Consider the following 23,473-nt stretch of genomic DNA (forward strand, 5'->3'; position numbering starts at 1 on the left):
CATGCCCCTCAGGCTCATCTAAGTCTTCATCCGTAACCTCCGCGGCAAAACCCCTGACGGGGCCGGAGGAGGTACACCCATGAAGACTGCCAGCAGAGGTTGGCTCAACAAGGTACCGGAAGTGACACTGTCCTTCTGGATCATCAAGATCATGTCCACCACGGTCGGCGAGACCTTCGCCGACTTTCTCGCTGTCGACGTCGGCTGGGGCCTTGCCATCACCAGTGCGGTGATGGCAGTGCTGCTGGCCGGCGCGTTGACCCTGCAAATGCGCAAGCGCAGCTGCGAACCCTGGATCTACTGGCTCTGTGTGGTGCTGGTCAGCATCCTGGGCACCCAGATAACCGACATCCTGACTGACGAACTGGACATCAGCCTGTATGCCAGCACGGCATTTTTCTCAGCGTTGCTGGTGGTCAATTTCGCGGTCTGGTACGCCGTGGAGCGCAACCTGTCGATTCGCGAAATCGTCACTGCCCGCCGCGAAGCCTTCTATTGGGCCACCGTCCTGTGCACCTTCGCCCTGGGTACTGCCGGTGGTGATCTGGCGACCGAGGCACTGGGGCTTGGCTTCAGTTTCGGTTGCGTGATCTTCGCCGTCCTGATCGCTGGCTGCCTGCTTGCCTGGCGCCTGGGTGCCAGCACGGTGCTGGTGTTCTGGGTGGCCTACATCCTGACCCGCCCGCTCGGCGCCTCGCTGGGTGACCTGCTTACCCAATCCCGTGATTACGGTGGCCTCGGCATGGGGGCGACCTGGACCAGCGCGATCTTCCTTTGCGTCATTTTCATCCTGGTCTGCGTTGCCCAGTTCGCTGCCAGCCAAACCAAGCGACTTACCCCTTGATAACGAGGTAGCACCCATGATTTCCAACGCTCTGCTCAAAACCCTTGCCATTGCCTGTGTCGCCAGCGCATTGCTGGTAACCCAGGGCTGTTCCAAGCCGGATGAACCGCCACAGGCCGCTGGCGTCCATGCCCCGACCAAGCTGGGCGACCTCAGCGCATTCCGGGCCATTGCCGTGGATGTCGCCGCCAAGGTGGATGCCCAGGACCTGCCCGCGGCCAAGGCACGTATCAGGGACCTGGAAAAGACCTGGGACGATGCCGAGGCCGGGATCAAGCCGCGTGCCGCCAGCGACTGGCATGTGCTGGATAAGGCAATCGACCACGCCCTGGATGCGCTGCGGGCCAGCCAGCCTCAACAAGGCCAATGCAAGGCGGCCATGGCCGACCTGCTGAAGGCGTTCGATACCCTGCAGGGGCAGGGCTGAAACGCGGCGATAGCCTATCGGTCACCGGCCGCTCGGGCTATTGTTGCCTGCACAGGTTGATAGCGGGGAAGGCCATGCGGGTATTACTGGTCGAGGATGACAGCATGATCGCCCAGGCGCTGCAGGACGCACTGGGCGAGGCGGGCTACGCCGTGGATTGGGTCGCTGACGGTCTGGCGGCCGAAGCGGCCCTGCGTACCCAGCCCTACGACCAGGTACTGCTCGACCTCGGGCTGCCCGGGCAGGGTGGCCTGCAGGTGCTGCAAAATCTGCGAGCAGCGGACAACCCGGTGCCGCTGCTGATCATCACCGCACGCGCGGGGCTCGATGACCGGGTGTGCGGGCTGGACGGCGGGGCGGATGACTTTTTGCAAAAACCCTTCGAGATGGCTGAACTGCTCGCCAGGATGCGCGCGGTCATGCGCCGCAAGGGCGGGCGCGCGGCCCCTGAACTGGGCAATGGAACGCTGAGCCTGGACCCGGTCAGCAAATGCGCACGCGTGCTCGATCAGCAACCCGTGCAGCTTTCCAACCGTGAATTTGCCTTGCTCCAGGCGTTGCTGGTGCGCCCCGGGGCCATTCTCTCGCGCAGCGAACTGGAAGACCGCATCTACGGGTGGGGCAACGAGGTAGAAAGCAATGCCGTGGAGTTCATCATCCACGGGCTGCGCCGCAAGTTGGGCAAGGATGTGATTCGCAATATCAGGGGGCTGGGATGGATGGTCTCAAAACACGCCTGAAGCAGTCGCTGCAACTGCGCCTGTCGGTGGCGCTGTCGGTCGCGATCCTGCTGGTAGCGACCGTGAGTGGGGCCTTCAGCTACTTCACCGCGTACGATGAAGCGCTCGACCTGCAAGACAAGAGCTTGCACCAGGTGGCCGCGTTGTACCTGCGCCAGGGCCTGGCATTTCATTACTCAGGCAGCGCGCAGCCTGGGGCCGCGGATGATGAAGAAACCCGTATCGTCATCCAGTACCTGGCCGATGGCCAGTCAGTCAGCCATGCCGATGACAGCCAGCTGCCACTGCCGATTCCGGGCTCGGTGGCCAATGGCCTGTCGACGCTGGTGGTGGGCAACGAACCTTTTCGCGTGCTGGTCAGTACTGACACTTCTGGCAGGCGCTTTGCCGTGGTGCAGGAAATCGACAGCCGTAATCGTGATGCGCGCAAAAGTGCTTGGCGTGCATTGCTGCCATTTGCCATCCTCTTCCCGATTTTGCTGCTGGTGGTGGCCAACCTGATCCGCGAGCTGTTCAGGCCGGTCTCGACCTTGGCGGCCATGCTCGATACCCGCGACGATCAGGACCTGCGCCCGATCGATGAGCGCCTGCTGGCGACCGAAATACGCCCGTTCGTACAGGCGATAAACCGGCTGCTCGGGCGCGTTTCGCGCACCCTTGAAGGCCAGAAGCGCTTCGTAGCCGATGCGGCCCATGAGCTGCGTACCCCCCTCACCGCGCTGTCGCTGCAGGCGGAGGGCCTTGAGCACGAAGACATGTCGGAGCGCGCCAGGCTGCACGTGGCCAGGCTGCGCCGTGGTATCGGCAGGAGTCGCAAGCTGGTCGAGCAGCTGCTGGCACTGGCCAGCGCGCAACTGGCCGAGGCGTCACCAGGTTCAGTGTCGCTGCATGAAACTTGCCGCCTGGTGCTGGAGGACTTGATGCCGTTGGCAGAGCAGAAGCAGCTGGACATTGGCCTGGAAGGTGACGATGCGCTGTTGCCGATGCAGGAAGTGGAGCTGCGGACCGTGATCAAGAACCTGGTCGAGAACGCCATCCGGCACGCACCGGTGGGGGGGCATGTCGATGTGCAGGCGGTGCAGAGTGCCGAAGGGCTCAGACTGTGTGTGCGTGATGATGGCCCTGGTGTTCCTGCGCAAGACTGGGAGCGTGTATTCGATCCGTTCTATCGGGGCAATCAACAGGTCGGGGAAGGCTCCGGCCTGGGGCTGTCGATTGTGCGTACCATCGTCCAGCGCTCTGGCGGGGAGGTGGCGGTGGGTTACGCTGATGATGCAACGCAGTTGGGCTGGCGCGTGTGCCTGCAGTGGCCGGCTGATGCCGATTGACGCTTCGCTGGCGTGCGTTCGCTGTCGATGCACCGCCATCGATACCTGATTCGGCGTACACGCAAATGCCAAGCGGCGCCCTGGGGCGCCGTCTGGTGGCGGGTCGGCCGTGCCGGCCGGGGGAGCTCAGGCGGTATGACCGCCAAGGGTCTCGGCTACCCAGTCGGCGATGTAATGGCCGGCATTGATGCTGTTGTCGAAACTGGAATGCTGCACGCCGCCTTCGCGGTCGGTGAAGATCTTCAGCTCGCGCTTGGGGCTGTTGACCAGTTGCTCATAGGTACGGTGCGCCCATTTGAGCGGGATCTGCGAGTCTTTCTCGCCATGGGTGACCAGGAATGGCACGCGGATGCGATCGAGCACGCCGTCGAGGTGCACGTTCTCGGCGATGCGCATGAACGCGTCCATATCCTTCGCCCCCCAGACCCATTGCACGTGCGCCCAGTAGTGCGGCACGGGGAAGTTGCCTTCTTTCTCCAGGCGGCGTTTCTGCACATCGCGCCAGTCGTGGTTGGCGCCCCACACCACGCCGCAGGCGAAGCGCGGTTCGAAGGCCACCGCGCGCGGGCAGTAGTAACCCCCCAAGGACACCCCCTCCATGCCAATGCGCTTGGGGTCGACATCGGCGCGGGTCTCCAGCCAGTCAACCACGCGGCTGGCCCAGTGCTCGCTGTCGTAGCGGGCAGTCAGGCCCTGCAGGCGCAGCGCTTCGCCGGTGCCAGGCTGGTCGAGGATCAGCGATGACACACCGCGTTTGGCCAGCCAGGCGGGTAGGCCGACGCGGTATTTCATTTCCTTGGTCGAATCCAGGCCGTTGACCTGCACCAGCAGTGGCGCCGGGCCACTCACGCCTTCTGCCCGTACCAGCAAGCCCGAGAGGTGCTTGCCCTCATAGGGGATCTCGACCCGCTCGCAATTTTCCCTGGCCAGGTCGATACCCCGCGCGAAGGTCTCCAGGAAACGCTGGTACAGCGCCGCGCGGCCCGGCGCGCCGTGGGCCTGCAGGCGTTCGCAGGTGAGGTAGTAGGTAGCGGCGCGGTTGTATTTCTCGCCGGCAGAAAGGCGCCGGCCAGCGGCTTGGTCTTCCTCGGCCAGCACGCAGAGCTTGTCGGCCATGGTCGACCAGGTTTCCCGAAATGCCTGGGTGCCAGCGGCGTCGGGCTGCCTGGAGGCTTCCTGCAACGGGGCACACATTTCTTCGATCTCGCCCATGCGGGCGCCCATTTCGATGGCCAGGTCCACCGAGAGGTTCCAGACGTAGTTGGTGGGGAAGTAACGGAACATTCTTGTTGTCCTTCTGCGGTCGTTGGTCCGGCGCCCATGATTGCGGCAGGCACGCAGGGCGGGGTTCGAAGGCAAGGTACGCAGACGGGGCAGGGCGAGGCCAATCGTGATCGGGGATGCGAGGTATCGCCAAACGCGATGCCCGGCCGCGCTGGCGCAGGCCGGGGCGATGGCTGAGGCTCAGGCGCTGGCGCGAAGTGGCGCCGGTTCCTGCTCGGCGCGCTGGATGAAGTCGCTGATGCGCTCGCGCAGCCAGCGGTGCATGGGGTCGCCATCCATGCTGCGGTGCCAGAGCATGAATTCGCGCATGACCGGGATCTTTACCGGCGGCGGCAGGATGCGCAGGGGCAGGTAGCCGGCGTACAGCTCGGCCAGGCGGCGGTGCATGGTGGCGATTCGCGCAGTGCCCACCAGCAGCTGGGGCAGGGTGTTGAAGTCATTGGTGATCACTTCCAGGCGTCGGTTGAAGCCGTACTGGTTCATGAACCAGTCCTCGATGCTCAAATGCCGGTTGCGACCAAAACCTACCGAGATATGCCCCATCTGCATGTACTGCTCCAGAGTCAGCTGCTCGCCGACTTCGGGGTTGTCGCGCCAGACCACGCAGACATGATCTTCCTCGAACAGCAGCTGCGCCGGGTGGCCGTCGATGAGGTAGCGTTCGGGCACGATCATCATGTCGACCTCGCCGCGCATCAGCAGCTCGGCGCTGCTGTCGCCTGGGCTGATCATTTCGAAGGTGATGTGCGGCGCCTGCTGGTGGATGTTCTGGATGACCTGGGCGAACAGCACGCTGATCAGGTAGTCCGAGGCCACCAGGCGGAAGTGGCGCTTGCTGCTGGCCGGTTCGAACACCGGCTTGGCGGTGATCGAGGAACGGATGGTCAGCAGCACCTCGCGCACCGGCGTTGCCAGCTCCAGGGCATAGGGCGTGGGCTGCATCTTGCGGCCGACCTGCACCAGCAGCTCATCCTCGAAAAACGTGCGTAAACGGCCGAGCACGCCGCTGGTGGCCGATTGGGTCATGTGCAGGCGTTCGGCGGCGCGGGTGATGTTCTGCTCCTCGAGCAGAACGTCCAGGGCGACCAGCAGGTTCAGATCCAGGTGGTGAAAGCGCATGTGATAGCTCTCGGTTCTTGTAGTTGTTTTCGCGATACCTTCCCGCTGCATTGTCGATACGTCAAGACCCGTGCTCCACGGCGAGAGCCAACGCCAGGCGCCATGGGCCGGCACACAGGTATCGCGAATGTCGATGCCTCGCATCCTGACTCGCGATTGGTCATGCCACCCCGGCGCCGAGCAATCTGCGCTCCAGTCGAACGGCCGCTGCGCCGCCCCGACCCACGACCGGTGACCCTGCCTCGCCGAATAACAATTTCAATGGAGTGGTAGCCATGAACATTCTTGGTCTCGATGCGCTGGTGTTCGGCGTCGACGATATCCAGGCCTGTGCCGATTGCCTGCGTGACTACGGCCTGACGGCCACCAGGCTGGATGCTGACGGTGGCCGTTTCGAAGCCCTGGACGGTACCGCGATCATCATCCGTCGCGGCGACGACAGCAGCCTGCCGTCGGCTTTGGGGCCAACCCCGTCGCTGCGCGAAACTGTCTACGGTGTCGCTTCGGCGGGCGATCTTGCGGCCATCGCCGATGAACTGGGCCGGGATCGCGAAGTGCGCCGCGATGCCGACGGTGCACTGCACTGCTTCGACGACCTGGGCTTTGCCATCGCCTTCCAGGTCACTTGCCGGCGTGCCTTCGAGGCGCCTGCCGACCTGACCAATGCGCCCGGCAACGCGCCGCAACGCCCGCTAAACCAGCTGGGCATCACCCCGGACATGCCGGCACGGCCGCGCACGTTATCGCACGTGGTGTATTTCGTGCCTGACGCGGCCAAGGGCGAAGCGTTCTACCGAGATCGCCTGGGCTTCGTCACCACCGACAGCTTCAGCGGCGTCGGCCCGTTCATGCGCGCGGCCGGCATGGACGACCACCATTGCCTGTTCATGATCCAGACCCCGCCACACATGCAGGGTTGCGAGCACTTCACCTTCCACATGGGCAGCGGCACCGAGGTACTGCTGGCCGGCACGCGCTTCCAGCAACGGGGCTGGACCAGCTTCTGGGGCCCAGGCCGGCACCTGCTGGGGTCCAACTGGTTCTGGTACTTCAACAGCCCGTTGGGCTGCCATATCGAGTACGACGCCGACATGGACAAGCACGATGACGCCTGGGCCGCACGTGAGGCGCCCATGTCAGCGGACAACTCGCAGTTGTTCCTCTTCACCTCACGGGAGAAATGGGCACCGGGGGGACCACCTGCGAAGTCGGCTTGATCGGTGAGCGGCTTGGTGCTGTGCCGGCTGGACGAAGTGGTGGAAGGGCAGGCACGGGGTTTCGACCCGCATGGCCAGGGCGCGGACAGCCTGTTCGTGCTCCGCCACGGGGGCCGGGTACGTGTCTACCGCAACCGCTGCCCGCACCTGCAGGTGCCGCTGGAGTACCGCAAGGATCGCTTTCTGAGTGCCGATGGCCAGTGGGTCATCTGCTATGCCCATGGCGCGCGTTTCAGGCCCGAGGACGGCACCTGTGTCCATGGCCCCTGCCGTGGTCAGGCGCTGCAGGCGCTGGATTACCAGGAAGCGGACGGCTGGCTGCTATTGCCGCTGTCGCAGTTCGATCGCTGAGCCATCGCGCCGCGCGATAGGTCGCATCCCGCGACGCGATTGGTCAAAGCCCGGCGCAGCCGGGAAGCTGTGCGCAGGCACAGGAAACGGCCGCCGCGCATGCCGAGGCGGACAACAAGAACAAGACGTGAGACATGCCATGAATACTGTGAACACCGTGCTGATCGTGGGCGGCGGGATTGGCGGGCTATGCGCTGCCATTGCCCTGCGCCGCAAGGGCATCGCCGTCGACCTGGTCGAGCTGAAGACCGAGTGGACCGTCTACGGCGTCGGTATCATCCAGCAGAGCAACGTGGTGCGCGAGATGCATCGCCTGGGCCTGCTCGATGCCTATCTCGACGCGGCCTATGCCTTCGAGGACGTGGCCATCTACACCACCGAGGGCCAGCAGTTGGCGCGCATTCCCGGGCAGCGCCTGGCCGGCCCGCATTATCCGGCAAATGTCGGCATTTCACGCCGTGCCCTGCACAAGGTGCTGAGCGAAACCGCCATCGAACTGGGTACCCAGGTGCGCCTGGGCACCTCGGTGGAACGCTTCGAGCAGGACGACAGCGCAGTGGATGTGCTGTTCAGCGACGGTAGCCACGGCCGCTATGGGCTGGTAGTCGGCGCCGACGGGCTGTTTTCGAAGGTGCGCGGCCTGTTGTTCGGCGACCGTTATCAGCCGCGCTTCACCGGGCAGTCGGTATGGCGCTACAACTTCCCGCGGGCTGCTGGCATCGACCACCTGGCCAACTACCAGGGGCCTTCGGGCAACGCCGGCCTGGTGCCGCTGGCCGATGACCTGATGTACCTGTTCACCACCTCCCACGAGCCAGGCAATCCCTGGATGGAGCCCGCCACCCTGGCCGACGGCCTGCGTCAGCGCCTGGCCGGTTTTGGTGGGCTGATCGGTGAGCTGCGCTCGCAAATCGTCGACCACGCCGAAGTGGTCTACAAGCCGCTGGAGGCCGTGTTCGTCGATGAGCCCTGGTATCGCGGCCGTGTCCTGCTGATTGGCGATGCCGCACATGCCACCACGCCGCACCTGGGGCAGGGCGCGGGCATGGCCATCGAAGACGCGGTGGTGCTGGCCGAAGAGCTTACCGCTGGCGACAGCCTGGATGCTCAATTGCGGCGCTTCATGGACAGGCGTTTCGAGCGCTGCAAGTACATCAGCGAGATGTCGCTGCTGGCCGGCGAGAAGGAAATCCAGCGCGACCGGTCCTTCGACCGTATCGGTCTGGTCAAGCAGATGCTGGAGGTCACCGCGCGGCCGCTCTGATTCCCCGTATCCGCGGCGCCCTGCCTTGCCGGTGCGCCAGGTCATACGCCAACACCGACGCACAAAAACAAGAACAAGAAAGAGGAAACCCGATGTTGACTCGCAAAGGTGCACCCGCACGGCCATTGCCGGTGCTCAAGCCCCTCAGCCTGGTGCTGTTCACGCTGGCCACCAGCCAGGCCCAGGCCTTCGAATTCGCCACCGGCAACCCCGACCTGCGGGTGCGCTGGGACAACACCCTGAAATACAGCGCCGCCTGGCGCACCCAGGACGCCAGCAGCAAGCTGACCGAGGGCCAGACCGCGCTGAACCTGGACGACGGCGACCGCAACTTCGACAAGGGCCTGATCTCCAACCGGCTGGACCTGCTGTCGGAGCTGGACATCACCTACCACAACATCGGTGCGCGGGTCAGTGGTGCGGCCTGGTACGACGATGTCTACAACCAGGGTACCGACAACCACGACCCCAGCCGCGCCAACAGCTATTCGGTCGACTACGACGAATTCACCGACGACACCCGCACGCTGCATGGGCGCAAGGGCGAGCTGCTCGACGCCTTCATCTTCGGCAAGACCGAGATCGGCAACCTGCCGCTGTCCGGGCGCCTGGGCCAATACGCCATGCAGTGGGGCGAAAGCCTGTTCTATGGCATGAACGGCATTGCCGGGGGCATGGCGCCGGTGGACGTGGTCAAGGGCCTGTCGGTGCCCAATACCCAGTTCAAGGAGCTGATCCGCCCGGTGCAGCAGATCTCCGGGCAGTTGCAGCTGACCCCGGATGTCTCGGTGGGGGCCTACTACCAGTTCGAATGGGAGGCCAACCGCTTGCCGGCAGCGGGCAGCTACTTCTCCACGGACGACTTCTTCGGTGATGGCGCCGAGCGCATGTTCGTCGGCTCACCCGTGTTCCCCGGTGGCCAGCCGCTGGCGTTTTTCCACGGCAATGACAAGGAAGCCAAAGATTCGGGGCAGGGTGGGCTGCAGGTGCGCTGGCGTACCGAGACTGTCGACTGGGGCGTGTATGCCATTCGCTTCCACGACAAATCGCCGCAGCTCAACGTACGCCCGAACTTCGCCAACCTCGACCCGGTCAGTGGCAAGGCTGGCGAGTTCTACTGGGTGTACCCCGAAGGCATCGAGGCGCTCGGCGCCAGTTTCTCCACCACCCTTGGCAACTTCAACCTCGCTGGCGAGTTGTCCGCGCGCTGGAACCAGCCGCTGGCCTCCACCAACCAGCATGCGCTGGCCGTGGGCGAGGCGATCGACAACGACAACGACCCGCTGTACGCCACTGGCCGCACCCTGCACGCCAACTTCTCCTGGCTGGCCAGCCTGGAGCCGAACTTCATCGCTGCCGAGTCGAGCTTCCTCGGCGAGATTGCCTGGAACCGGGTGATGAGTGTCAGCAAGAACGCTGATGCCGTCGACCCCAACGCCGACCGCGACGCCACCAGCCTGCGCCTGGTGTTCGAGCCGATGTACCGGCAGATCCTGCCCGGCCTCGACCTTTCGGTACCGCTCGGCGCGAGCTACACCAACGGCGCATCGATGGCCCTGGGCACCGGTTTTGGCAGCGATCACGGCGGCGACCTGAACATCGGCCTGAAGGGCAATTACCTCAATACCTGGAGCCTGGGCCTGACCTACACGCACTACTACGGCCCCGAGAACACCTTCCTCGACACCGACAACCACTACACCTTCGAACAGTCGCTCAAAGACCGCGACTTCATCGCCTTCACTGTCAGCCGCACCTTCTGACCGAGGACTACCCGATGAGACACAACAATAAAGTCGTTTCCCTGTTCACTGCCCTGAGTGCCTCGCTGCTGTTCGCCCACGGCGCCGGTGCCGCGGTGACCGCCGAACAGGCGGCCACCCTCAAGACCACCCTGACGCCGCTCGGTGGCGAGCGCGCGGGCAACGCCGACGGCAGCATCCCGGCCTGGAACGGTGGTTACACCAAGGCCGACCCGGCCTACAAGGACGGCGGCAAGCGTGGCGATCCGTTCGCCAGCGACAAACCGCTGCTGACCATTACCGCGCAGAACCTGGCGCAATACGCCGACAAGCTGACCCCGGGCATTCAGGCGATGCTCAGGAAGTACCCGGAGAGTTACCGGCTTGACGTGTACCCGACCCACCGCAGTGCTGCTGCACCGCAATCGGTCTACGACGCCACGTTCGCCAACGCCACCAGCGGCAAGCTGGTGGACGGCCCTGCCGGCCCCATGCCCGAAGGCGCGGCAGGGGGCATTCCATTCCCGATTCCGGCCAATGGCGTGGAAGCCATGTGGAACCACCTGCTGCGCTGGCGTGGCGCCTCATGGCACGCCAGCTTCAACCAGTACCTGACCACCGCCGACGGCAAGCATGTACTGACCAACGATTCGCGCGCCGACCTGCAGATGCCCTGGTACCTCCCCGGCGGCAGTGGCGAGAAGGGTGTGTTCTGGTCCATTCGCATGACCAACGACGGCCCGCCACTGCGCGCCGGCGAGGCCATCACCGGCCTGGAAAACCTCAACGCCGACAAAGCCGCCGTGTGGACCTACCTGCCGGGCCAGCGTCGCGTGCGCCGCCTGCCCAACGCATGCTGCGACACGCCGACGCCGGCCACTGCCGGGGTCATGAGTTTCGATGAGTTGTACGTGTTCAACGGGCGCCTGGACCGCTTCGACTGGAAGCTGGTGGGCAAGAAGGAAATGTATATCCCCTACAACGCCAACAAGGTGTTCACCGCCGCCAGCGCCGAGGCGCTCCTCGACCCGCACCACCTCAACCCCGCGTCGATCCGTTGGGAGTTGCACCGCGTGTGGGTGGTCGAGGCGACCCTGAAGCAGGGCCAGCGCCATGTGATGCCGCGCAGCACCTACTACCTCGACGAGGACACCTGGGCCGCCGTGCTGGGTGAGCGCTACGACGCCCGCGACCAGTTGGCCAAGGTGGTCTGGACCTCGCCCGTGGTGCTGCCGGACCTGCCGGGTGTGGTGACCCTCACCAACGGTTTCTACGACCTGCTCTCTGGCGCCTGGTTCGCCGGTGACCTGTTCGCCGGCAAAAGCGAGCAATACCGCATCGTGCCGCCGTACAAGGCCTCAGTGTTCACCGCTGACGCCATGGCAGGCGAGGGTGTGCGCTGAGCAGGCGCCTCGTGCCCAGGCTTTACCGACAACAAGAACAAAAGGTTGCGTGCGATGAACAAGATGCTCTATGGCTTGCTGCTGGCAGCCTGTTGCGGGCTGCCCCCGGCCTTCGCCGGGGATGCTGTGGATGTGCTTTCGCAGCCGGCGGTGCAGGGCCCGCAGGCCCTGCATGCGGTGCTGCAGGATGTGACGCGGGCCGGTGCGCGCCTGGTGGCGGTAGGCGAGCGCGGCGTGGTGCTGCTCTCCGACGACAACGGTGCAAACTGGCGCCAGGCCACGGGCGTACCGGTCAGTGTCAGCCTGACCGCCGTGCAGTTCATCGATGCGCGCAAGGGGTGGGCGGTCGGCCATGCCGGCGTGGTGCTGCAGAGCGAGGATGCTGGCGAGCACTGGACCTTGCAGCTCGATGGCAAGCGCGCCGCGGCCTTGGAACTACAGGCGGCCGAGGCGGCAGCAGACCCGCGCAGGGTGTCTGCGGCGCAACGCTTGCAGGCCGATGGCGCGGACAAGCCGCTGCTGGCGCTGAACTTCGCCGATGCGCAGCACGGCATGGTCGTCGGCGCCTATGGTTTGGCCCTGCATACCCAGGATGGCGGCCGTACCTGGGCTTCCAGCATGGGGCTACTGGCCAATGACCGAGGCCTGCATCTGTATGCGCTGGCGCGTCAGGGCTCAAGGTTATACGTCGCCGGCGAGCAGGGCCTGCTGTTGCGTTCGGCTGATGGCGGTGGCCACTTCGAGGCGCTGCAAGGGCCTTACGACGGCAGTTATTTCGCCGCCACCGTGCTGCCCGGTGGCCGGCTGCTGGTGGGTGGTTTACGCGGTTCGCTGTTCGCCTCCGATGACGGCGGCGACAGCTTCCAGGCGCTGGCCAACCCGGTTCCGGCGTCGCTCAACGGCATGCGCGCCACCGGTGGCCAGCTGCTGTTCGCCAACCAGGCCGGGATGCTGCTGCGCAGCCGCCTCGACCGCTTTGCCGCGCAGCCCTTGGTGGTCTCCGACGGCCTGCCACTGACGGCGGCGACCACGGCTGCCGACGGCGCCATCGTTGCTGTCGGCATGGCCGGAGCACGCCGCCTGGACACTTCTTCCATTACCACCACGACGGACTGAGCCATGCACGCCATGAATTCACCTGTGCCGTCCAGCGGCCGTCTCGATGACTTCGACAGCACGTCCGGCTCGCTGCTGGAGCGTGCGCTGTTCAACCATCGTGCACTGGTCCTGCTGCTGTGCCTGGCAGCGACCTTGCTGCTCGGCTGGCAGGCCACGCGCCTGACCCTCAATGCCAGCTTCGAGAACATGATCCCCCGTGATCACCCGTTCATCCACCACTATCTGCAGCACCGCCAGGAACTGGCCGGCCTGGGCAACGCCGTGCGCATCGCCGTGGCCAACCCACGTGGCAGCCTTTACGACAAGGACTACTTGCACAGCCTCCAGCAGCTCAACGATGCGGTGTATCTGCTGCCAGGTGTCGACCGGGCGGCGATGAAGTCGCTGTGGACCCCGTCCACCCGCTGGACCGGCGTGACCGAGGAGGGCCTGGAAGGCGGGCCGGTGATCCCAGACGGCTACGACGGTGGGGAGGCGAGCCTGGCAGCGCTCAAGCGCAACATCGAGCGCTCCAACGAAATCGGTCAGTTGGTGGCGTTCGACCAGCGTTCCAGCATCATCTACGTACCGCTGCTGGATCACACCCCGGACGGCCAGGCCCTGGATTACACGGCCTTCGCCCACGAACTGGAGAACCTGCGCCAGCGCTTCCAGGCCCAGGGCGTGGAGATCCATATCACCGGCTTTGCCAAGGTGGTCGGCGACCTGATCGACGGCCTGCGGCAGATCCTGCTGTTCTTCGCCGCCGCCATCGCGATCACCGCCGTGGTGCTCTACGGCTACACCCGCTGCGTGCGCAGCACTGCGCTGGTGGTAGTGTGCTCGCTGGTGGCGGTGGTCTGGCAGCTCGGGCTGCTGCCGCTGCTGGGCTACGCGCTTGACCCGTACTCGGTGTTGGTGCCGTTCCTGGTGTTCGCCATCGGCATGAGCCACGGTGCGCAGAAGATGAACGGCATCATGCAGGACATCGGCCGTGGCATGCATCGCCTGGTGGCGGCGCGCTTCACCTTCCGCCGGCTATTCCTGGCCGGACTGACCGCGCTGCTGTGCGATGCCGTCGGCTTTGCCGTGCTGATGATCATCCAGATCCAGGTCATTCAGGACCTGGCGGTCATCGCCAGCCTGGGCGTGGCGGTGCTGATCTTCACCAACCTGATCCTGTTGCCGGTACTGCTGTCCTATGTCGGCGTCAGCTCCCGCGCCGCACGGCGCAGCCTGGGTGACGAAGAGGCACAGGCGAGCGGGGCGCGCAAGCATGCGCTGTGGCGTTTCCTCGACCTCTTCACCCAGCGTCGCTGGGCGGCCCGGTGCATCGCCGTGGCTGCGCTGATGGCCGCTGGCGGCTACGCCGTGAGCCTGCACCTGAAGGTCGGTGATCTCGACGCCGGTGCCCCTGAGCTGCGCGCCGATTCGCGCTACAACCGCGACAATGCCTTCGTCACCCGGCACTACGGTGCCAGTAGCGACGTGTTCGCGGTGATGGTGCGCACCGCGCCCGGTGGCTGCTCGGCCTACCCGACGTTGAAGCGCGTGGATGAGCTGGACTGGCAACTGCGCGGCCTGCCAGGTGTGGACACGACCAACTCGCTGGCGCTGCTCAACCGCCGGGTGTTGGTCGGCCTGTCCGAAGGCAGCCCGAAGTGGTACGAACTGGTCGACAACCAGGCGACCCTGAACATGGTCACTGCCAACGCCCCGCGCGGGCTGTACAACGACGATTGCAGCCTGCTGACGCTCTACGCCTACCTCACCGACCACAAAGCCGACACCCTGCAGCGAGTGGTGGACAGCGTTCAGGCGTTCGCCCAGGCCAACGACAGCGAGCAGGCCAGCTTTCTCATGGCAGCCGGCAGTGCGGGCATCGAGGCGGCCACCAACCAGGTGGTGAAACAGGCCAACCGCGACATGCTCTGGTGGGTCTATGGTGCCGTGATCCTGCTGTGCCTGGTGACCTTCCGCTCCTGGCGTGCGGTGCTCTGCGCGGTACTGCCGTTGATGCTCACCTCGGTCCTCTGCGAAGCGCTGATGGTCGCCCTGGGCATTGGTGTGAAGGTGGCGACCCTGCCGGTGATCGCTCTGGGCGTTGGCATCGGCGTCGATTATGCCCTGTATGTGATGAGCATCGTGCTGGCCCAGCTGCGTCAGGGCGCGAGCCTGTCCGAGGCCTATTACCGGGCGCTGCTCTTTACCGGCAAGGTGGTGATGCTGACCGGTATTACCCTGGCCATTGGCGTTGGCACCTGGATCTTCTCGCCGATCAAGTTCCAGGCCGACATGGGCGTGCTGCTGGCGTTCATGTTCGTCTGGAACATGGTCGGTGCGCTGATCCTGTTGCCGGCACTGGCCTACTTCCTCTTGCCGCAACGCCAGACCTGTGAGCAGCAGGCCCCGGCGCTCGAACCCACGCAGCGTCAGCTCGAACAAGACGCCCGCTTTCGCTCGCTCAAGGAGATCAGCCATGGTCGCTGAACGCACTGTTGGCAGCGCCCAGGCCGGGCTGCTGCTGTTTGGCAGCTGCCTGCCCGTGCTGGGCGCGGTGCTGATTGCACCGGTGCTGCCACGCATGCAGGCGCATTTCGCCGAGACACCGGGCGTTGCTGTGCTGGTGCCGGTGGCGTTGACACTGCCGGCGCTGGTGATCGCCTTGCTGGCGCCGCTGGCGGGTGTTCTCGCTGACCGTATCGGGCGGCGTCCGTTGCTGCTGGCGAGCATGCTGCTGTACAGCCTGTGCGGGCTGTTACCGCTGTGGCTGGACTCGCTGGGGCTGATCGTTGCCAGCCGCGCCGGTATCGGCCTGGCAGAAGCCGGCATCATGACCTGCTGCACCACGCTGATGGGCGACTACTTCGATGGCCGGCGCCGGGAGCGGTTGTTCGCTTTGCAGATGGTGGTCACCTCGTTGTCGGCGGCGGTGTTCATGGGGCTGGGCGGCGCCCTGGGCGAAAGCGGCTGGCGCCTGCCGTTCGCCCTCTACGCCGTAGGCATGCTGTGCTTGCCGCTGATGGCCATGTTGCTGTGGGAGCCTCGTGCCTGCCCTGTTGCGCCTGCAGCGACGGCAGCTGCGCGGTTTCCATGGCCCGCCCTGGCACCCTTGTACCTGCTCACCGTGCTGGCCGGCATCAGCCTGTTCATCGTTCCGGTGCAGGCCGGTTACGTGCTGCAGTTGTTGCAGGTCGATGCGCCCGGGCAAGTGGGCCTGGCCATGGGCGCCAACCAGCTTGGCGTGCTGGCCGGCGCCCTGGCCTTTCGCCTGCTGACGCGTCTGCCGGCGAGTTGGCTACTGGCCCTGGGGTTCGCCACGGCCGGGGCGGGGGGTGGCCTGATGGCGCTGGCGAGCAGCCACGCCCTGGTGGTGCTGGCGGTGCTGGCCAATGGCGTGGGTGTTGGCCTGCTGCTGCCGACGCTGATCACCCGGGTGATGCAACAGGTCGGCTTCGACCAGCGTGGCCGCGCCACGGGCGGGTTCACTGCGGCCATTTTCGCGGGTGAGTTCATCAGCCCCTTGCTGGTGTTGGCGCTGACGGCTGGCGTGGCGGCGCAATTGCCTCACGCGTTGCTGCTGGTCGCCCTCGGCCAACTGCTGCTGGCGCCGACGTGCCTGCTACTGATGCGCCGTGGTCGTGCGGTGGCGGTGGTAGGTGCCCGATGAGCGAACTGTTCTCTCTGAGGGGCAAGACCGCCCTCATTACCGGCGCCACCCGTGGCATCGGCCTGGCCATTGCGCGTGAATACGGGCGCGCCGGTGCGCGTATCGCCATCAGCAGCGAGAGTGCCGAGGACTGTGCACTGGCCCTGGCACAACTGGCGCAGGAGGGGATCGAGGCCATCGCCCTCATCGCCGACCTGCGCGACGCCGTGGCCGTGCAGCATCTGGCAGACCGCTGCCTGGCGCACTTCGGGCGGCTGGATGCGCTGGTGTGCAACTCCGGTGTCGCGCCACACCTCGGGCCCCTGGCCAGCGCTGGCGATGCCGACTGGGAGCTGACCTTCAGCGTCAACCTGCGCAGTGCCGTGTGGCTGACCAATGCCTTGCTGCCGGCCATGGCCGACGGTGGTGGTGGCAGCGTGGTGCTGATGGCCAGCATCGCCGGCGTGCGCGGCAACAAGGCCCTGGGCCTGTACGGGCTGTCGAAAGCCGGGCTGGCGCAGCTGGCGCGCAACCTGGCAGTGGAGTGGGGGCCGGCGAACATCCGTGTCAATGCCATCAGCCCTGGGGTCATCGACACCGAATTCGCTCGCCCGTTGACCGACAACCCCGAGGTCCTGCAGCGCCGCCTGGCCCTGACGCCGCTGCGCCGGGTCGGGCGCCCCGAAGAAGTGGCGGCCCTGGCGTTGCTGCTGGCGGCGCCGGGTGGCGCCTTCATCAGCGGACAGAATCTTATTGTCGACGGTGGCACGACCATCGGCGACGGCAATTGAAAGGAGACAACATGCAAGCGCTTCCTGCATTCAAACGTGTGGTCACTGGCCACGATGCCCAAGGCCAGGCGGTGGTGGCCAGTTGTGGCCCGACACCGAACAACTTCCCGCTCAAGGCGGTGCCCGGCACCCTGTTCTACGAGGTATGGAACAGCAACGCCAGCCCGGCGCTGCTGGACAACGGCGACGACCCTACGGCCCAGCCGTTGCAACTGAGCCCTGGTCCGCTGGGCAGTGTGATCCGCGTGGTCGACATCCCGCCGGACAGTGTGCAGAACCAGGTCAGCGCCGAAGCGGCAGCGGCAGCCTTCGCCGAGATCGGCGAGGCCAGTGCCGGGACGGGCAAGGCCGATTCGCGGCATAAACTGATGCACCGTACCCAGACACTGGACTACGGCATCGTCACCGAGGGCGAAGTCTGGCTGGTGCTGGACGACGGAGAGGTGCAGCTCAAACGCGGCGACATTGTGGTCCAGCGCGGCACCAACCACGCCTGGAGCAATCGCAGCGAGCAGATGGCGCGAATGGTCTTCATCCTGCTCGACGGCCGCTATGCAGACGACCTCAAGGAGTTGCTGGCATGAAGCTCGCGTCGCTTGACGATGGCAGCCGCGACGGCCGCCTTTTGGTAGTGGCCCGTGACCTTGGGCGGGCCGCCGATGCCAGCAGCATCGCTGCCACCTTGCAGCTTGCGCTGGAAAACTGGCCCCAGGTCGAAGCCCGCTTGCAGGCGCTGTATCAGCGGCTTAACGACAACGCGGTGGCCGACGCCTTCGACCTTGACCCGACACGGCTGGCCGCGCCCCTGCCGCGCGCCAGTCAGTGGCTGGACGGCTCCTGCTTCCTCAGTCATGGCGCTTTGATGCAGAAAGCCTTCAACCTCGAACCGATCGAGGGGGTCGAGCACACACCACTGATCTACCAAGGGGCCAGTGACGACTTTCTCGGCGCTCGTGCGGACATCCCGTTGCCCAGCGAAGCGCATGGTATCGACTTCGAGGGCGAGTTTGCCGTGCTGCTCGATGACGTGCCCATGGGTTGCCCGGCGGAACAGGCCTTGCAGCATGTGCGCCTGGTGCTGCAACTCAACGACGTCAGCCTGCGCGCCCTGGCACCGCGGGAAATGAAGACCGGTTTCGGCTTCCTTCAGGCCAAGCCTGCCACCAGCTTCGCGCCGGTCGCGGTGACCCCGGATGAGCTTGGTGACGCCTGGCGCGATGGCCGGGTGCACCTGCCGCTGCACGTGGCGTGGAACGGTGAGTGGTTTGGCCATCCCCATGGCGGCGCCATGCACTTCGGTTTCCATCAGTTGATCGCCCATGCCGCGCTGACGCGGCGCTTGAGCGCCGGCACGCTGGTCGGCTCGGGTACCGTTTCCAATGCTGATCGCAGCGTAGGGTCGGCCTGTATCGCTGAGCGTCGCGCCATCGAGACCATTGCCTCAGGTGCACCGCGCACCGCCTTCATGCGCTTTGGCGACCGTGTGCGGATGGAGGCCCGGGGGGGCGAGGACCAGGTCCTGTTCGGTGCCATCGATCAGCGCGTCGTGCGGGGAGGTTGGTCATGCGCGTAATGGTCACCGGCGCCAACGGATTCGTCGGTCGCCAGCTGGTGCAGCGCCTGTTGCAGAGGGGTGAAGTGCGCGGGCGGCGAATCGAGGCGTTGCTGGTGCTGGACCAGGCGCTGGACGGCTTGCCCGAGGATGCGCGGCTGCGCCGCCATCACGGCAGTGTGACCGACACCGCCTTGCTGCGCCGGGTGCTGGCCGATGGTGTCGATGTGGTGTTTCACCTGGTCAGTGTGCCCGGTGGTGCGGCCGAGGCGCAGTATGAGCTGGGTTATCAGGTGAATCTGCACGCCAGCCTGGAGCTGCTCAACCAGTTGCGCAACCCCCTTTGCCCGCCTGTGCTGGTATACGCCAGCAGTGTCGCGGTGTATGGCGGCGAGCTACCGACACGCATGGACGAAGACCAGCCGGCTTCACCGCAGCTGTCCTACGCGGCGCACAAGCGCATGGTGGAAATCGCCTTGCAGGACCTGGCCCGACGCGGTGAGGTCGATGGCCGTGCAGTGCGGTTACCCGGCATCGTCGCCCGGCCGCACGAACCCAACGGTTTGCGCTCGGCGTTCATGAGCGACTTGCTGCATGCCTATGCGGCAGGGGAGGCCTACACCTGCCCGGTTTCAGCCGACGCGTGTGCCTGGTGGATGTCCGCGCGCTGCTGCGTGGACAACCTGCTGCACGCGGCAGAACTGGACGCCCCTGGCAGCCAGCGCGTTTGGCAACTGCCGGTGTTGCACTTGTCCATCGCCCAGGTACTCGCCGGCCTGGCAGAGCGTTTTGGCGAGGCCAACCTCGCGCGCATTGCCTTTGACCCCGACCCGCAACTCGAAGCCCTGTTCGGCCGCTATCCCTCACTGCGCAGCCGACTGGCGCGCGAACTGGGCTTTTGCCATGACGGTTCGGTCGCCGGACTGTTACGCAATGCCCTCGACCTGCCAACGCGCCGCAGCCGCAACGTGGCCATTCACAAAGGATTTCTCGCATGAGCCTGAACAAACGTCGCTTGCTGGACTTGTCCGTGACCCTGGACAACAACCCTTACACCGATCCACCGCCGTTGCTGCCGAAAATCGACTATATGGACCACCAGCAGGGCTGGCCGGAAATGGCGGCCATGTTTCCCGGGCTGCGCAAGGAAGACCTGCCAGGCGAAGAGTCCTGGGCAGCGGAACGCCTGCAGATCACCACCCACAGCGGTACCCACATGGATGCGCCGTGGCACTATGCGTCGACCACCGACGGTGGCAGGCCGGCCTTCGGTATCGACGAACTGCCACTGGAATGGTGCCTGCAGCTGGGTGTGAAGCTGGACTTTCGCGATCTGCCGGATGGCCACGTGGTCACGGCCGCCGAGGTCGAGGCCGAGCTTGCGCGCATCGGCCATGCATTGCAGCCGCTGGATATCGTGCTGGTGAACACCCGGGCCGGCAGCCTGTTCGGCCAGCCCGGCTACCTGGAGGCCGGCGTCGGCATGGGGCGCGAGGCAACGTTGTACTTGCTGGAGCGCGGGGTGAGGGTGGTCGGCACCGACGCGTGGAGCTGGGACGCGCCGTTCAAGTACACCCGCGCACGCTTCACTGAAACGGGCGATGCCTCGCTCATCTGGGAGGGGCACAAGGCCGGGCGTGATATCGGTTACGGGCAGATGGAGAAGCTGGCCAACCTCGAACAGCTGCCTTCAAACGGGTTCCTGGTCAGTTGTTTCCCGTACAAGATCCGCCATGCCTCTGCCGGTTTTGTGCGGGCGGTAGCGATCTTCGACGAGGGTGCGGCGCCGTAGTCTTCGAGCAACGGCTAGCGCCCCAGCAGCTGCCCCACCAGCCACTGCCCGGCGGGCCCCAGCGCCCGCTGGCGTGACCAGGCCACATCCATGGCCACCCGCCGCGGGTAGCCCGCCATCGGCAACTCCACCAGGCCACTGCCGAAGCGCGCCACCAGCGCCCTGGGCAGTTCGGCCCAGCCGAAGCCGCGCACGGCGAACTCCAGCAAGGTCAGGTAGTCCGGTGCCGACCAGGCCTGGCCGTGGCCATGGGGCAGGCTCGGGGCGTAGGTCTTGATGTACAGCTGGCGTTCGTTCTCCAGATGTTCAGGCTGCAGCGCCGGCAGCTTCGCCAGCGGGTGTTCACTGCTGACATAGAGGCAGAACTCCGCCTGCTCGGGCAGGCGCGCCACGCTGACATCCGCCGGGTAACGGCTCTGCGCGGCGAGGATGCCGATGTGCGCCAGGCCTTGCTGCACCAGGTCGATCACGTCGGCGTCTTCGGAGGGGCCGCAGCGCAGTTCGGTGTGCGGGTAATGCTCGGCGAAGCGGCCCATCGCCGCGCCCTGAAAGGTGACGCTGTAACTGTCGGACATCACCACCGACACCAGCGGTTCGACCTGATCAGCCAGGCGCACGGCCAGAGCGTCCAGCTTGGCGCTGGCATCGAGGATCGCCTCGACATGGTTCAGCACCTGATGGCCGGCAGCATTGAGCGTGGGGTGGCGGCCTGCACGGTCGAACAGCGGGCAACCGATGTCGGCCTCGAAGTTGGCGATGGCGATGCTGATGGTCGACTGGCTCTTGCGCAGCTTGCGTGCGGCCGCGGAGAACGAACCAAGGGCGGCGGCCTCGACGAAGGCGACGAGGGCTTCGGGTGAGTAGCGCATGGGTATCGATAAATGCTATGGACGCAGTACCATGAGTATCGATCCTGTCAACGTGCGAGGCAAGCATGAGCCGAGGCAGGTGTGCGTCGCCCTGGGTTACAAAGCATCCGCACCGGATTGCGCAAGCATTCAAGGCTGAGTGACGCAGCCGCCCATTATCTGCAATCGATCGTACAGCGATGCTTGCCTCAGCTGCGTCGTTTGGCCGGTTTTCGCACGGGCTTGTCTTTGCCTGGCATGTGCAGGTAGGACATTACGCTTTCGGTCAACTCGGACGCCAATTGCACCGCTTCGGTGTTGCGGGCCATCACCCCGGCGACCAGTGCTTCGATAACGGCCAGCACGGCGCCGTTGGAGCTGATCAGCACAGGGTGGTCGGCCGGGGCAAACAGCGCATGCTCGGCGATGCTGGCCAAGGGGGAGGCGGGCGAATCGGTTATCGCCAGCACGGTTGCCCCGCGTTCGCTGGCAAAGCGCGACAGTTGCAGCGTGTCGAGCGAGTAGCGCGGCAGAGAAATCGACAGCAATACATCCTGTCTGGTGATGGACGCCAGGCGGTAAGCGGCGTTCTCGTTGCCACCTTCCATGCTCACCGCCGTGGCATCGGCGCAGAATGGCACCAGGTTGGCTGCCGCCAGGCCGGCCATGTATGCGCTGTTGCCAAAGCCGAGTATGTAGATCTTGCGGGCCTGGGTCAGGCAACGGACAAACGCTTCGAAGGTGTCGGCGGTGTTGTTGCTGCCGGTGGTGTGCAGGTTGCCGGTGGCGATCTGAATCTGCTCGTGCAGGCCAAAGGTGCCGTCCGGGCGTTGTGCCAGTTCATTGCGCAGCTTGTCCACCGGCGACACCATCTGTTGCAGGGTACTCACCAGTTCGGCTTTCAGCCCGGTATAGCCGCCCATGTCGATGGCTTTGGCCAGGCGGTTGACGGCGGCCGCCGAGGTGCAGGTTTCAACGGCCATCTCCTCGATGGTCAGCGTCGCCGCTTTCAAAGGGTGACGCAGGATGAAGTCTGCCACCTTGCGCAGCGAAGGTTGCAGGTGGGGGGCGGCCTCCGCCAGCTTGCGCATCACCGGGGCAGCGTAGATGGTCAGGTTCTTGGCAGATGTTGGCATTGGGGTCGGCACGTTGGAGGAATGGGCGTACGCGCCTGGTCGAGGCGGTCCAGGCAAAGACCGCAGTGTATCCCAAGCAGGGCGCCAATGTAGCGCCCTGCAGGGCGGCATGCCACAACCTACTTCAGGCTGCCGGCCAGAAACTGCTGCAGGCGCTCTGAGCTGGGCCGGGCCAACAGTTCACGCGGGCAGCCGCTTTCCTCCACGCGGCCCTGGTGAAGGAACAGCAACTGGTTGGACACTTCCCGGGCAAACCCCATCTCGTGGGTGACCACCACCATGGTGCGACCTTCCTGGGCAAGGTCGCGCATGACCTTGAGCACCTCGCCCACCAGCTCCGGGTCCAGCGCCGAAGTCGGTTCGTCGAACAGCATGACCTCCGGCTCCATGGCCAGGGCGCGGGCGATCGCCACACGCTGTTGCTCTCCACCGCTCATGTGGCCAGGGTAGGCGGCTTGGCGATGGCCAACCCCGACTTTCGCCAGATAGTGCTCGGCCCGTTCGCGGGCTTCTTTCCTGCCCACACCCAGCACGTGCACCGGCGCTTCCATGACGTTTTCCAGCGCCGTCATATGTGACCACAGGTTGAAATGCTGGAAGACCATCGACAGGCGTGAGCGCATGCGTTGCAGTTGCCTGCTGTCCGTGGCGCTGAGCGTGCCACGGGACCTGTGCGGCGCCAGTTGCAACTCCTCGTTGTTGAGCAGGATGCGCCCGCCGTGCGGTTCTTCCAGCAGGTTGATGCAGCGCAGGAAGGTGCTCTTGCCCGAGCCGCTGGAGCCGATGATGCTGGTGACATCACCGGCCTTGGCTTTCAGGGAAACGCCCTTGAGCACGTCGTGGGTACCGTAGCGTTTGTGCAGGTCTTCGATTTGCAAGGTGTACATG

General features: G+C 65.4%; 22 protein-coding genes. 17 read left to right on the forward strand and 5 right to left on the reverse strand.

Annotation, left to right across the window (positions count from 1 at the left end; all coding sequences use genetic code 11):
- Nucleotides 1-79: 79 nt before the first annotated feature.
- The 4 genes from ACIPZ5_RS09150 (at nucleotide 80) to ACIPZ5_RS09165 (ending at nucleotide 3,339) form a co-directional block, all read left to right on the forward strand.
- The gene (locus tag ACIPZ5_RS09150; protein ID WP_343597108.1) at nucleotides 80-844 is read left to right on the forward strand and encodes a hypothetical protein; all 765 of its coding nucleotides are present in this window, start codon (nucleotides 80-82) and stop codon (nucleotides 842-844) included.
- A 16-nt stretch (nucleotides 845-860) separates the two neighbouring features.
- On the forward strand, nucleotides 861-1,271 hold the full coding sequence (locus ACIPZ5_RS09155) for a hypothetical protein (RefSeq protein ID WP_343597106.1): 411 nt from the start codon (nucleotides 861-863) through the stop codon (nucleotides 1,269-1,271).
- Nucleotides 1,272-1,345: 74 nt separating this feature from the next.
- On the forward strand, nucleotides 1,346-2,011 hold the full coding sequence (locus ACIPZ5_RS09160; protein WP_261940376.1) for a response regulator transcription factor: 666 nt from the start codon (nucleotides 1,346-1,348) through the stop codon (nucleotides 2,009-2,011).
- On the forward strand, nucleotides 1,987-3,339 hold the full coding sequence (locus ACIPZ5_RS09165) for a sensor histidine kinase (RefSeq protein ID WP_400807946.1): 1,353 nt from the start codon (nucleotides 1,987-1,989) through the stop codon (nucleotides 3,337-3,339). The genes ACIPZ5_RS09160 and ACIPZ5_RS09165 overlap by 25 nt, the downstream gene beginning before the upstream one ends.
- Nucleotides 3,340-3,465: 126 nt before the next feature.
- Here the strand turns inward: ACIPZ5_RS09165 and ACIPZ5_RS09170 are convergent, their stop codons facing one another.
- Nucleotides 3,466-4,623 (reverse strand): S9 family peptidase, encoded by a 1,158-nt coding sequence (locus ACIPZ5_RS09170; protein WP_261940374.1) that lies wholly within the window; start codon nucleotides 4,621-4,623, stop codon nucleotides 3,466-3,468.
- A gap of 180 nt (nucleotides 4,624-4,803) precedes the next feature.
- Nucleotides 4,804-5,742, reverse strand: coding sequence for a LysR family transcriptional regulator (locus tag ACIPZ5_RS09175; RefSeq protein ID WP_400807948.1), 939 nt, complete (start codon nucleotides 5,740-5,742; stop codon nucleotides 4,804-4,806).
- Between the two features lie 275 nt (nucleotides 5,743-6,017).
- Here ACIPZ5_RS09175 and ACIPZ5_RS09180 point away from each other — a divergent pair, with 275 nt between their 5' ends.
- The 13 genes from ACIPZ5_RS09180 to ACIPZ5_RS09240 all read left to right on the forward strand — a co-directional run bounded on the left by ACIPZ5_RS09180 (nucleotide 6,018) and on the right by ACIPZ5_RS09240 (nucleotide 20,601).
- A complete protein-coding gene (locus tag ACIPZ5_RS09180) occupies nucleotides 6,018-6,959 on the forward strand; it encodes a VOC family protein (protein WP_400807951.1) in 942 nt (313 codons plus the stop codon).
- 12 nt (nucleotides 6,960-6,971) lie between these two features.
- Nucleotides 6,972-7,310 carry a Rieske (2Fe-2S) protein gene (locus ACIPZ5_RS09185; protein WP_400808596.1) on the forward strand — a complete coding sequence of 113 codons (339 nt, stop codon included), beginning with the start codon at nucleotides 6,972-6,974 and terminating at the stop codon, nucleotides 7,308-7,310.
- A 139-nt stretch (nucleotides 7,311-7,449) separates the two neighbouring features.
- Nucleotides 7,450-8,574 carry an FAD-dependent oxidoreductase gene (locus ACIPZ5_RS09190; protein WP_400807953.1) on the forward strand — a complete coding sequence of 375 codons (1,125 nt, stop codon included), beginning with the start codon at nucleotides 7,450-7,452 and terminating at the stop codon, nucleotides 8,572-8,574.
- A 92-nt stretch (nucleotides 8,575-8,666) separates the two neighbouring features.
- On the forward strand, nucleotides 8,667-10,337 hold the full coding sequence (locus ACIPZ5_RS09195) for a DUF1302 domain-containing protein (protein WP_343597096.1): 1,671 nt from the start codon (nucleotides 8,667-8,669) through the stop codon (nucleotides 10,335-10,337).
- Nucleotides 10,338-10,351: 14 nt separating this feature from the next.
- Complete coding sequence (locus tag ACIPZ5_RS09200; protein ID WP_400807956.1) at nucleotides 10,352-11,719, forward strand: DUF1329 domain-containing protein; 1,368 nt, start codon at nucleotides 10,352-10,354, stop codon at nucleotides 11,717-11,719.
- Between the two features lie 54 nt (nucleotides 11,720-11,773).
- A complete protein-coding gene (locus tag ACIPZ5_RS09205; protein ID WP_400807958.1) occupies nucleotides 11,774-12,835 on the forward strand; it encodes a WD40/YVTN/BNR-like repeat-containing protein in 1,062 nt (353 codons plus the stop codon).
- Nucleotides 12,836-12,838: 3 nt separating this feature from the next.
- Nucleotides 12,839-15,307, forward strand: a complete 2,469-nt coding sequence (locus ACIPZ5_RS09210; protein ID WP_400807961.1) for an RND family transporter — start codon at nucleotides 12,839-12,841, stop codon at nucleotides 15,305-15,307.
- Entirely contained in the window at nucleotides 15,297-16,487 is a 1,191-nt protein-coding gene (locus tag ACIPZ5_RS09215; protein ID WP_400807963.1) for an MFS transporter, read from the forward strand. Before ACIPZ5_RS09210 ends, ACIPZ5_RS09215 begins: the two co-directional genes overlap by 11 nt.
- Nucleotides 16,484-17,257, forward strand: coding sequence for an SDR family NAD(P)-dependent oxidoreductase (locus ACIPZ5_RS09220; protein WP_400807966.1), 774 nt, complete (start codon nucleotides 16,484-16,486; stop codon nucleotides 17,255-17,257). Before ACIPZ5_RS09215 ends, ACIPZ5_RS09220 begins: the two co-directional genes overlap by 4 nt.
- Nucleotides 17,258-17,268: 11 nt before the next feature.
- On the forward strand, nucleotides 17,269-17,841 hold the full coding sequence (locus ACIPZ5_RS09225) for a cupin domain-containing protein (protein WP_261940363.1): 573 nt from the start codon (nucleotides 17,269-17,271) through the stop codon (nucleotides 17,839-17,841).
- Entirely contained in the window at nucleotides 17,838-18,830 is a 993-nt protein-coding gene (locus ACIPZ5_RS09230; protein WP_400807968.1) for a fumarylacetoacetate hydrolase family protein, read from the forward strand. The genes ACIPZ5_RS09225 and ACIPZ5_RS09230 overlap by 4 nt, the downstream gene beginning before the upstream one ends.
- Nucleotides 18,821-19,807 carry an NAD-dependent epimerase/dehydratase family protein gene (locus tag ACIPZ5_RS09235; RefSeq protein WP_400807971.1) on the forward strand — a complete coding sequence of 329 codons (987 nt, stop codon included), beginning with the start codon at nucleotides 18,821-18,823 and terminating at the stop codon, nucleotides 19,805-19,807. Before ACIPZ5_RS09230 ends, ACIPZ5_RS09235 begins: the two co-directional genes overlap by 10 nt.
- Nucleotides 19,804-20,601 (forward strand): cyclase family protein, encoded by a 798-nt coding sequence (locus tag ACIPZ5_RS09240; RefSeq protein ID WP_400807974.1) that lies wholly within the window; start codon nucleotides 19,804-19,806, stop codon nucleotides 20,599-20,601. The genes ACIPZ5_RS09235 and ACIPZ5_RS09240 overlap by 4 nt, the downstream gene beginning before the upstream one ends.
- A 14-nt stretch (nucleotides 20,602-20,615) precedes the next feature.
- On the opposite strand, the gene ACIPZ5_RS09245 is transcribed toward ACIPZ5_RS09240, so the two are convergent.
- The 3 genes from ACIPZ5_RS09245 to ACIPZ5_RS09255 all read right to left on the reverse strand — a co-directional run bounded on the left by ACIPZ5_RS09245 (nucleotide 20,616) and on the right by ACIPZ5_RS09255 (nucleotide 23,472).
- A complete protein-coding gene (locus ACIPZ5_RS09245) occupies nucleotides 20,616-21,470 on the reverse strand; it encodes a LysR family transcriptional regulator (RefSeq protein WP_261940359.1) in 855 nt (284 codons plus the stop codon).
- 188 nt (nucleotides 21,471-21,658) lie between these two features.
- A complete protein-coding gene (locus tag ACIPZ5_RS09250) occupies nucleotides 21,659-22,585 on the reverse strand; it encodes a MurR/RpiR family transcriptional regulator (protein WP_261940358.1) in 927 nt (308 codons plus the stop codon).
- A gap of 119 nt (nucleotides 22,586-22,704) precedes the next feature.
- Entirely contained in the window at nucleotides 22,705-23,472 is a 768-nt protein-coding gene (locus ACIPZ5_RS09255) for an ABC transporter ATP-binding protein (RefSeq protein ID WP_261940357.1), read from the reverse strand.
- Between the last annotated feature and the right edge of the window lies 1 nt (nucleotide 23,473).

The sequence above is a fragment of the Pseudomonas sp. NPDC089428 genome (assembly GCF_044749325.1).
Taxonomy (GTDB): domain Bacteria; phylum Pseudomonadota; class Gammaproteobacteria; order Pseudomonadales; family Pseudomonadaceae; genus Aquipseudomonas.